At 45.8% G+C, this 587-nt stretch carries 1 protein-coding gene; it reads left to right on the forward strand.

What is annotated here, in order from left to right; translation table 11 throughout:
• On the forward strand, positions 1–587 hold a 587-nt coding region (locus LMU01S_RS10620), incomplete at both ends, for a mucin-binding protein (RefSeq protein WP_439956671.1).

Below are 587 nucleotides of genomic sequence, written 5' to 3' on the forward strand. Positions count from 1 at the left end.
GGAACAAAACAAGAGGCGGGAACAGATAAGACTGTGACGCAAACGATCACGTATGTCTATGGCAATGGACCAAAGGCAGGTCAAAAAGCAGCCGATGACTATACCAAAGCCTATGTCTTCACGTCGGTGAATACGTTAGATGCCGTAACAGGTGAGATCTTAAAGACTACTTGGAGCCCAGCCCAAGAAACGACAGCCGTATCCAGTCCAACTGTGGCAGGATATGTGGCTGATAAAGCCAAAGTGGCAAGTCAAACTGTGAGCTATGATACAAGTGATCTAAATGAAGTGGTCACCTATACTGCAGGCGACCAAACAGTCAAGGTGCACTATATCGATGTTTATGGTGTAGAAGACGATAATTACAGTCCAACAAGTGGAACAGAGCTAAAAGAACGTCTCCAAACATTGACAGGAGAAGCAGAGGCCAGCTATACGAATACCTTGTGGGATTATGCCCAAGCCGGGTATGAATTGGTCCAAGCACAACCAGAAGCAACAGCTGGTAACTTTGATACTGATCCAAGCACCGATCAAAACTACTATGTTTACTTGACCCATGCGATGAAACAAGTAGACGGGACACC

The sequence above is a fragment of the Ligilactobacillus murinus DSM 20452 = NBRC 14221 genome (assembly GCF_001591685.1).
Classification (GTDB): Bacteria; Bacillota; Bacilli; order Lactobacillales; family Lactobacillaceae; genus Ligilactobacillus; species Ligilactobacillus murinus.